Below are 9,873 nucleotides of genomic sequence, written 5' to 3' on the forward strand. Positions count from 1 at the left end.
CGGTGCGGGTGGTGCGGCAGCGGCGCCGTGGCCGGACGGTGGATCAGCCCTCGGCGGATCAGCCCTCGGTGGAGCCGTCCAGGTTGACGTAGGCGTAGAAGACGCCCAGGTCGTAGCCGTCCTTGTCGGTGTCGAACAGCACCTTGATGTCGGTGTCGCCGTTGCGCAGGAACGGCGAGATGTCCCAACGGTTGGAGTCGTAGCCGAAGTTGTTGCGGTTGTACGGGGTGCGGATGAACTGGTCGGCCGGGGTCAGCTCCTCGATGGTGGAGTTGAACGCGTCGTTGGAGGCGTGGTTGAGGTCCGAGAAGAGCGCCTGCGGGCCGTTGGTGGACTTGATGGCGAGGGTGTCGCCGGTCCACTTGAGGTCGCCGTCGTAGACCACGAAGCCGAGCTTGCCCGCGACCGGGCCGGCGGCGGGGGTCTGCAGCCCGGTGAGGTCGAACTCGCGCGGCGGGCTGTCCGGCAGCTCGACCCGGAAGCCGTCCCACAGGTGGATGTGCCGGTACGGCTTGCAGTCGTTCTCGTACGCGACCACGATCGTCCAGCCGCCCCAGCTGTGCGGCTTCACCACCGAGTCCATGTTGGCGACGGTGTAGGTGCCGTTGCCGGCCTGCCGGACCAGGTCGGTGATGTCGGCGGAGGCCTGGTAGCTGCTCTCCACGTCGGTGGTGATGTAGCCGATCGAGGGCTGGTCGTTGGCGATGTTGCGGTACTGGCCCTCGCCCGGGACCTTCAGGTACACCTCGTCGATCTGGTTCTCCGGCAGCACGACGTCGTCGATGCCGCGGGTGCCGCCCCAGTACAGCCGGGCGTACTTGACCCGGGAGCCGTCGATCAGGCCCAGGTCGGCGGAGCTGGCGGAGTAGATCCCGTCGCCGAGCGGGCCGACCGAGCCCGGGTCGATGTTGATGTACTTCATCTCGTACTTGTTGTTGATCGGCCGGGAGCCGAGGCCCTTGCGGGCGTCCTCGCAGGGCGGCTGCTCCGGGTCGAGCGGCGCCTTCGTCTCGTCGCAGGTCATCAGCGAGTTGCTGATCCGGGTGATGGAGCCGTGGAAGTCGCCCTCGAAGCGGGTGGTGAACGGCAGCTGGTTCTCGGCGATCGTGGTGGCCCGCTGCTGCGGGCGGTGCGGCTGCGGCGACTGCAGCGCCTGGAACGACTGGAGCGGGTTCTTCGACTGCAACGACTGCAGCAGCTCCAGCGGGTTCTTCGGGTGCAGCGGGAGCTGCGGGAGCTGCGAGCTCTGCGAGTTCTGCGGGCTCTGCGCGCCCTGTGGGGCCTGCGAGTTCTGCGAGTTCTGCGGGTACTGCGCACCCGCGTTCGCACCGGTGCCCGTACCCGAACCGCGGGCGTCGGCGACGGTCGGGACGGCCAGCAGCTGGCCCGCGACGGCGGCCACGGCGGCACCCACGACGCAGGTCCGGCGGACGAGCAGTCGGGTGGCGGCGGCGCGACTGACGGAGGAGGTCATGTGATCCTCTTTCAGGATGAAACGGACATTCAGACCCCATCGGACCATGACACCCGGTCATACAAGCTTCACATTCCGCCACCGCGACCGGCGATCCGTCGCAGATCCACTCCATAGGACGGCCCGCCGTCGTCCCTTCGGACGACAGCGGGCCGGAAACGGTTTGAGCGGCCGCCAGCCGCTCACAGCACCTGGAGGTTCTTCCGCAGCTCGAACGGGGTGACCTCGGAGCGGTACTCCTCCCACTCCTTGTGCTTGTTCCTGAGGAAGAAGTCGAAGACGTGCTCGCCGAGGGTCTCGGCGACGAGTTCGCTGCGCTGCATCAGGTCGATGGCCTCGCCGAGGTTCTGCGGCATCGGCTGGATGCCGAGGGCCCGGCGCTCGGAGTCGGTCAGCGCCCACACGTCGTCGTCGGCGCCGGGCGGGAGCTCGTAGCCCTCCTCGATGCCCTTCAGGCCGGCCGCGAGGGTGACGGCGTAGGCGAGGTACGGGTTGCAGCCGGTGTCCAGGGAGCGGACCTCGATCCGGGTGGAGCCCTGCTTGCCCGGCTTGTACATCGGCACCCGGATCAGCGCCGAGCGGTTGTTGTGGCCCCAGCAGATGTACGAGGGCGCCTCGCCGCCGGCCCCGGCGGTGCGCTGGGAGCCGCCCCAGATCCGCTTGTAGGAGTTCACCCACTGGTTGGTGACGGCGGCCGTCTCGGCGGCGTGCTTCAGCAGCCCGGCGATGAAGGACCGGCCGACCTTGGAGAGCTGGTACTCGGCGCCGGACTCGTGGAAGGCGTTGCGGTCGCCCTCGAACAGCGAGACGTGGGTGTGCATGCCGCTGCCGGGGTGCTCGGAGAACGGCTTGGGCATGAAGCTCGCGTGCACGCCCTGCTCCAGCGCGACCTCCTTCATGACCAGCCGGAAGGTCATGATGTTGTCGGCGGTGGAGAGCGCGTCGGCGTAGCGCAGGTCGATCTCCTGCTGGCCGGGGGCGCCCTCGTGGTGCGAGAACTCGACCGAGATGCCCATCGACTCCAGCATGGTGATCGCCTGGCGGCGGAAGTCGTGGCCCACCCCGCGCGGGGTGTGGTCGAAGTAGCCGGACTGGTCGGCGGGGATCGGCGGGGTGCCGTCGCCGGGCAGGTTCTTCAGCAGGAAGAACTCGATCTCCGGGTGTGTGTAGAAGGTGAAGCCCTGCTCGGAGGCCTTCTCCAGGGTGCGCTTGAGCACGAACCGGGGGTCGGCGAAGGAGGGCGAGCCGTCCGGCATCAGGATGTCGCAGAACATCCGGGCGGTGCCCGGGGTCTCCGAGCGCCACGGCAGGATCTGGAAGGTGGTCGGATCCGGCTTGGCGATCATGTCGGACTCGTACACCCGGGCGAACCCCTCGATCGCCGAGCCGTCGAACCCGATGCCCTCCTCGAAGGCCTGCTCCAGCTCGGCCGGCGCCACCGCGACCGACTTCAGGAAGCCGAGCACGTCGGTGAACCACAGCCGGACGAACCGGATGTCACGCTCTTCGAGCGTCCGAAGCACGAACTGCTGCTGCTTGCCCATGGGGACAGTCTCACCTCTGCTCTTTACGCTCGTGTTACGCCCCGGAGGCCGTGGAAAGACCTCGTAAAGCGGTTGCCCCCATCATGGCCGATCCCCGCCCGGCCCGGCAGTGCCGACCCCCGCCGCCGACCCCTGCCCAGGACATCGCGTCAGTTAGACGATTACACTCGGGGCATGCCCAATCTCCGTCTCGCCCTGTGCCAGACCGACCCCTGGGTCGGTGACCTCGCCCGCAACGGCGACGAGGTGGTGCGCCGGACCAAGCAGGCCGCGGAGGCCGGCGCGCAGCTGGTCGCCTTCCCCGAGATGGCCCTCACCGGGTACCCGGTGGAGGACCTCGCCCTGCGCCACTCCTTCGTCGAGGCCTCCCGCGCCGCGCTGGTCGCCCTGGCCGCCCGGCTGGCGGCGGAGGGGCTGGGCGGGGTCCCGGTGGTGGTCGGCTACCTCGGGCGCTCCGAGCACGCCTCGCCGCGCTTCAACCGCCCGGCCGGCTCCCCGCAGAACTGCGCCGCCGTGCTGCACCGGGGCGAGGTGGTGACCCGCTTCGCCAAGCACCACCTGCCCAACTACGGCGTGTTCGACGAGTTCCGCTGGTTCGTCCCGGGCGACCAGCTGCCGGTGCTGCGGCTGCACGGGGTGGACGTCGCACTGGCGATCTGCGAGGACATCTGGCAGGACGGCGGCCGGGTCACCGCCGCCCGCGAGGCCGGCGCCGGGCTGCTGCTGGTGGTCAACGGCTCCCCGTACGAGCGGAACAAGGACGACCAGCGGCTGGAGCTGGTGCGGCGCCGGGCCGCCGAGGCGGGCTGCGCCCTGGCGTACGTCAACATGGTCGGCGGCCAGGACGAGCTGGTCTTCGACGGCGACTCGATCGTGGTCGGCGCGGACGGTGAAGTCCTGGCCCGCGCCCCGCAGTTCGAGGAGCACCTGCTGGTGCTGGACCTCGACCTGCCGGCCGCCGCCGGCGACGACACCGACGGCCTGCTGCTCGGCGACGGGCTGCACCTGGTCCGTACCGAGCTGGGCGGCGGGCCGCAGGCCGCGCCCGCCGAACCGCTCACCGCCGGGGTGGCGCCGCGGCTGTCCGACGAGGCCGAGATCTGGGCCGCGCTGGTCTCCGGCACCCGGGCGTACGTGGCCAAGAACGGCTTCGACTCCGTGCTGATCGGCCTGTCCGGCGGCATCGACTCGGCGCTGGTGGCCGCGATCGCGGTGGACGCCGTCGGCGCGCCGAACGTGCACTGCGTCTCGATGCCCAGCCGCTACTCCTCCCAGCACTCCCGGGACGACGCGGCCGAGCTGGCCCGCCGGACCGGGCTGCGCTTCCGGACCGTCTCCATCGCCCCGATGTTCGACGCCTACCTGGGGGCCGTCGAGCTGACCGGCTTGGCCGAGGAGAACCTCCAGTCCCGGCTGCGCGGCACCCTGCTGATGGCGATCTCCAACCAGGAGGGGCACCTGGTGCTCGCGCCCGGCAACAAGAGCGAGCTGGCGGTCGGCTACTCGACCCTGTACGGCGACTCGGTGGGCGCCTACGGGCCCGTCAAGGACGTCTACAAGTCGCTGGTCTTCCGGCTGGCGCGCTGGCGCAACGAGGAGGCCGGGCGGCGCGGCGAGGTGCCGCCGATCCCGGAGCACACCATCACCAAGCCGCCGTCCGCCGAGCTGCGGCCGGACCAGGTGGACACCGACTCGCTGCCCGACTACGACCTGCTGGACAGCCTGCTGACCCGCTACATCGAGGGCGACGAGGGCCGGGACGCGATCGTGGCGGCCGGCTTCGACCCGGCCCTGGTGGACCGGGTGGTCCGGCTGGTCGACACCGCCGAGTACAAGCGGCGCCAGTACCCGCCGGGCCCGAAGATCTCGGCCAAGAACTTCGGCCGGGACCGCCGCCTGCCGATCACCAACCGCTGGCGGCGCGGCTGACCCCCACCCGGCTGGTCCCCACGCCGCCGACCCTCAGGAGGAGTACCGGTACGTGGCGGCCACCGGGAGGTGGTCGCTGCCGTCCCGGGGCAGGGTGCGGGAGTCCACCGGCTTCAGCCCGCCCTTGCTCATGATCTGGTCGATCCGGGCCATCGGGAAGGCGGCCGGCCAGCTGAAGCCGAAGCCGTCCCCGGCGGCGCCCTGGGCCGAGCGCATCTGCGAGGTGACCGGTGCCAGGCTGCGGTCGTTCATGGTGCCGTTGAGGTCGCCGAGCAGCAGGACCTTCTTCAGCGGCTCGGCCTGGATCGCGTCGCCGAGCGCCTGCGCGCTGACGTCCCGCTGGTTGACGGTGAAGCCGCCCTCGGCCTTCAGCCGCACCGAGGGCAGGTGCGCGACGTACACCGCGACCGGGCCCTGCGGGGTGGTGACCTCGGCCCGGAAGGCCCTGGTCCAGCCGATCTTCAGGTCCACCGGGGTGACGTCGCCGATCGGGTACTTCGACCAGAGCCCGACGGTGCCCTCCACGGTGTGGTGCGGGTAGGCGGCGGCGAGCCCGGTCTCGTACGAGCGCAGCTGCTTGCCGGCCAGCTCCTGCAGGGCGACGATCTGGGCGCCGGAGTCCACCAGGGTGCGGACGGTGCCCGGCACGTCGGTGTTGGCGGCGGCGACGTTGTGGCTGACCACCGTCCAGTCGCCCTTGCCGCCGCTCTTGTCGCTCAGCAGGCCGCCGAACAGGTTGGCCCAGAGCACGACGGGCAGCAGCAGGGCGATCAGCGCGGTGGCGGAGCGGCGCAGCAGCGCGGGCACCAGCAGCACCGGGACGGCCAGGCCCAGCCAGGGCAGGAAGGTCTCCAGCAGGCTGCCGAGGTTGCCGGCGCTGTTGGGGACCTCGGCGTGCAGGGCGATCAGCGCGGCGGTGAGCACGGCCAGCGCGGCGACCACCAGGCCGCGCCGCCAGGTGGTGCTGCCGCGGGCGTCCCGGCCCCAGTGGCGCAGGCCGAGGAAGCCGCCTCGACGCGACGCGGGGGCCGGGCCGTCGGCGCCGCCCCCTGGGGCCGCGATCCGTTCGGTCCTGTCCGCCTGCGCCATGAAGTGGCTCCCGTTCGCTCGTGCCGCCGCCGTTCCGGTACCCGGACCGTCGAAGGTGCGGGCACGACCGGACCGGTGCCGGTTTGATCGGATACCCGGCTCAGCCTATGCCGGGACAGACGTCGGGCCCGCTGAGCGGGTTCCGGCGTGGCCCGGTTTGGTGAGCGAGGCCGCGTCCGGTTCGGTGGGCGAGGCCGCGTCCGGGGCGCCGTCCGGCCGGGTCAGCGGGGTGCGAGGCCTTCGAGCATGGAGTCGACCAGCTTGCGGGCCAGGTCGGGGTCCTCCAGGTCGGAGTCGTCCCACAGGATGCTGCGGTAGAGGATCGGCCCCATCAGCAGGTCGTTGAGCAGTTCCAGGTCGAGGTCGTCGCGGATCACGCCCTCGGCGACGGCCCGGCGGATCAGGCCGAGCCCGACCTCCCGGCGGGGCTTGATCACCCGGTCCCGGTAGGCGGTGTACAGCTCGGGCAGGGTCTGCATCTGGCCGAGGGCGGCCTTGAGCACCCAGCGGGTGCGCTTGGCCAGGCCGCGCCGGCGGACGTGGTCCACCAGGGCGATCAGGTCGGCCCGGGCACCGGCGCCGGTGGGCTCCGGCAGCGGCTCCTCCAGTCGGCTGACCACGTCGACCAGCAGGGCCTCCTTGTTGGGCCAGCGCCGGTAGATGGTGGCCTTGCCGACGCCGGCGGCGGCGGCGATGCCCTCGATGGTGAGCTCGGACAGCGCGGTGCCGCCGGCCATCAGGTCCTCGACGGCCCCGAAGATGGCCTGCTCGGCGGCCTCGCTGCGGGGCCGGCCACGGCGTACCTCCGCGCAGTGCTGCCCGGTGCCGGCGGTCGGCGTGTCCGTCTTCATCCCCGCTGTCTCTCCCTCGTCCTCCCCGGTCGCCCTGGCGCCGTGGGGTGTCCTCCGGTGGGCCCTCGGCAGGGGGCCTGCCGGGACCGAGGCCCCGCCACCCGGGCGTACCCGGGTGACAGGGCCATTGTCACTCAGTCGCGGTACGGCCGACCGCCGGTCAGGCGTCCGCGGCCGCGGACTCCCGCTCCTGGCCGCGCTGCTCGGGGGCCGATCCGGCCGGTCCCGCGGGGGCGGCCGAGCGGCCCGGCAGCAGGAACCAGGCGACGACGGCGCCGATCACCGAGACGCCCACCGAGAGCGAGGCGACCACGTGCATGGCGTGGATGAAGGAGTCGTTCGCCGGGGCGATCAGCGCCTCGCCGCCGGGGATGCGGCCGGCGATGGCCAGGGTGGCCTCCAGCGACTCGCCGGCCTTGTCGCGCAGCCCCTCGGGCAGGTGGGTCAGGGTGTCGGCCATCCCGTCGCGGTAGACGGTGGAGAGCACCGCGCCGAGCACGGCGACCCCGAGCGAGCCGCCGACCTGGCGGAAGGTGTTGTTGACGGCCGAGCCGGCGCCGGCCTTCTCGCGGGGCAGCGAGGCCATGATCGCGACGGTGACCGGCGGCATGACGTGCGCCATGCCGGCGCCCATCACCAGGCCGAGCAGGACCAGCACCCAGATCGGGGTGGTGGCGGTCAGCACGACGTAGCCGACGAAGCCGAGCGCGACCAGCAGCATGCCGCCGGCGGCGGTGGCGGCGACGCCGAGGCGGTCGACCACCAGCCGGGCCCGCGGCGCGAACACCAGCTGGGCGGCGGCCAGCGGCAGCATCAGCACGCCGGCCTGGAGGGCGCTGTAGCCGCGCACGCTCTGGATGTAGAAGACGCCGAAGAAGGAGACGCCCATCAGCGCGAAGAAGATCACGCCGACGACCACCACGGAGGCGCTGAACACCCGGTTGCGGAACCAGGTGACGTCCAGCGCGGGGAACGCGGTGCGGCGCTCGTACCAGACGAAGGCGACCAGCGCGACCACGCCGACCAGGGTCGGCACCCAGGCCCCGGCCGCGGTGAAGTCGGCCAGCTCGCCGCCCTTGATGATGCCGTAGATCAGCGCGACCAGGCCGATGATCGACAGCAGCACGCCGATCGGGTCCATCCGGCCCGGGTTGGGGTCCTTGGACTCGGGGACCAGGATCACCATCGCTATCACCGCGACGACCACGATCGGGACGTTGACCAGGAAGACCGAGCCCCACCAGAAGTGCTCGATCAGCAGGCCGCCGGTGATCGGGCCGATGGCGATGGCCAGGCCGACCGCGCCGGCCCAGATCCCGATCGCCTTGGGCTGCTCGGAGCGCTCGAAGACGTTCATGATGATCGCCAGCGTGGCGGGCATCGCGAGCGCGCCGCCGACGCCCATCAGGGCGCGGTAGCCGATGAGTTCACCGGGCGAGGCGGCCAGCGCGGACAGCAGCGAGGCGATCCCGAAGACCACCATGCCGGCCAGCAGCGCGCGCTTGCGGCCGAACCGGTCGCCGAGCAGGCCGGAGGTGAACAGCAGCCCGGCGAAGACCAGGGTGTAGGAGTTGATCGACCATTCCAGGTCGCTCTGGGTGGCCCCGAGGCCGACCGGCGCGGGGGTCGCGATGGTCTTCATCGCGACGTTGAGGATCGAGTTGTCGAGCACGACGACGAGCAGGGCGAGCAGCAGGGTGCCGAGGATCGCCCAGCGCCGACGGTGGATGGCTTCCGGCACGCGGGGTGGCGCGGCTTCGGTGGTCATGGGTGTTCCCGTCCGTGGTGGTGTGGCACTGGCGGGCAATTCCGAGCCGAATGCGTCTCGTAACCCCCCGCACCAGACTAGCGGCCGATACGATACGAGACGAACCCGTTTCGTAAAGAGCAGGCAAATTCGGGGGCCTCCCGCGCACCCCGGCCCGGGGCGCCCGCGCACCCGGTGCGGCGCGGATCGCACCCGGTGTGGCGTGGATCGCACCGGGACGAACGCACCCCTCTTTGCGCCGGAGCCGGGGCGTGCAAGCATGGAGGTGATCCGGGGACGCCGTACGGCGCCACGAGACGACAACCCTTCAGGAGTCCGTTCGATGAACGCTTCTACGCCTTCGCCTGCCCAGAACCAGGCGTCGACCACCACCCTCTACGGCGGGGTCACCAACCGCCGGGTCACCGTCCGCGACCTCGCCGCCGCCAAGCAGCGCGGCGAGAAGTGGTCGATGCTGACCGCCTACGACGCCCTCACCGCGGGCGTGTTCGACGAGGCCGGCATCCCGGTGCTGCTGGTCGGCGACTCGGCGGGCAACTGCCACCTCGGCTACGAGACCACCGTCCCGGTGACCATGGATCAGATGGTGATGCTCTCCGCCGCCGTCGTCCGCGGCACCAAGCGGTCCATGATCGTCGCCGACCTGCCGTTCGGCTCGTACCAGGAGTCCCCCGCGCAGGCCATGCACAACGCGGCCCGGCTGATGAAGGAGGCCGGGGTCGGCGCGGTCAAGCTGGAGGGCGGGGAGCGCAGCGCCCGCTCGATCGAGCTGCTGGTCGAGGCCGGCGTCCCGGTGATGGCCCACATCGGCCTCACCCCGCAGTCCGTGCACGCCCTCGGCGGCTACCCGGTCCAGGGCCGGGGCGACGAGGCGGCCCACCAGCTGCTCCGCGACGCCAAGGCCGTCCAGCAGTCCGGCGCCTTCGCGGTCGTGCTGGAGGCCGTCCCGGCCGAGCTGGCCGCCCAGGTCACCGAGCAGCTGGCGATCCCGACCGTCGGCATCGGCGGCGGCCCGGACACCGACGCCCAGGTGCTGGTCTGGACCGACATGGCCGGCATGACGGCCGGCCGGGTGCCCAAGTTCGTCAAGCAGTACGCCGACCTGCGCACCGTCCTCGGCGACGCCGCCCGCGCCTACGCCCAGGACGTCCGCACCGGCGCCTTCCCCGCGGCCGAGCACAGCTTCACGTAAGGACCAGGGAACGAGGAGGACCGACG

At 71.7% G+C, this 9,873-nt stretch carries 7 protein-coding genes; 2 read left to right on the top strand and 5 right to left on the bottom strand.

Annotation, left to right across the window (positions count from 1 at the left end):
* Positions 1-58 precede the first annotated feature (58 nt).
* Together ACFU7Z_RS28060 and glnA are read right to left on the bottom strand one after the other, a co-directional pair.
* A complete protein-coding gene (locus tag ACFU7Z_RS28060) occupies positions 59-1,474 on the bottom strand; it encodes a hypothetical protein (protein WP_380780449.1) in 1,416 nt (471 codons plus the stop codon).
* A gap of 182 nt (positions 1,475-1,656) precedes the next feature.
* Entirely contained in the window at positions 1,657-3,018 is a 1,362-nt protein-coding gene (gene glnA / locus ACFU7Z_RS28065; protein WP_049652796.1) for a type I glutamate--ammonia ligase, read from the bottom strand.
* Positions 3,019-3,192: 174 nt separating this feature from the next.
* Between glnA and ACFU7Z_RS28070 the strand changes: the two genes are divergently transcribed.
* Entirely contained in the window at positions 3,193-4,947 is a 1,755-nt protein-coding gene (locus tag ACFU7Z_RS28070) for an NAD+ synthase (RefSeq protein ID WP_380780451.1), read from the top strand.
* Positions 4,948-4,980: 33 nt separating this feature from the next.
* Here ACFU7Z_RS28070 and ACFU7Z_RS28075 read toward each other — a convergent pair whose 3' ends face one another.
* The 3 genes from ACFU7Z_RS28075 to ACFU7Z_RS28085 form a co-directional block, all read right to left on the bottom strand.
* Positions 4,981-6,036, bottom strand: a complete 1,056-nt coding sequence (locus ACFU7Z_RS28075; RefSeq protein ID WP_075983689.1) for an endonuclease/exonuclease/phosphatase family protein — start codon at positions 6,034-6,036, stop codon at positions 4,981-4,983.
* 221 nt (positions 6,037-6,257) lie between these two features.
* Positions 6,258-6,887 (bottom strand): TetR/AcrR family transcriptional regulator, encoded by a 630-nt coding sequence (locus tag ACFU7Z_RS28080; protein WP_074000856.1) that lies wholly within the window; start codon positions 6,885-6,887, stop codon positions 6,258-6,260.
* A 160-nt stretch (positions 6,888-7,047) separates the two neighbouring features.
* Entirely contained in the window at positions 7,048-8,655 is a 1,608-nt protein-coding gene (locus tag ACFU7Z_RS28085; RefSeq protein ID WP_380780453.1) for an MFS transporter, read from the bottom strand.
* Positions 8,656-8,977: 322 nt separating this feature from the next.
* On the opposite strand from ACFU7Z_RS28085, the gene panB reads away from it, so the two are divergent.
* Positions 8,978-9,847, top strand: a complete 870-nt coding sequence (gene panB / locus ACFU7Z_RS28090; RefSeq protein ID WP_049652786.1) for a 3-methyl-2-oxobutanoate hydroxymethyltransferase — start codon at positions 8,978-8,980, stop codon at positions 9,845-9,847.
* Positions 9,848-9,873 lie beyond the last annotated feature (26 nt).

It is taken from the genome of Kitasatospora sp. NPDC057518 (genome assembly GCF_042802075.1).
Taxonomy (GTDB): Bacteria; Actinomycetota; Actinomycetes; order Streptomycetales; family Streptomycetaceae; genus Kitasatospora.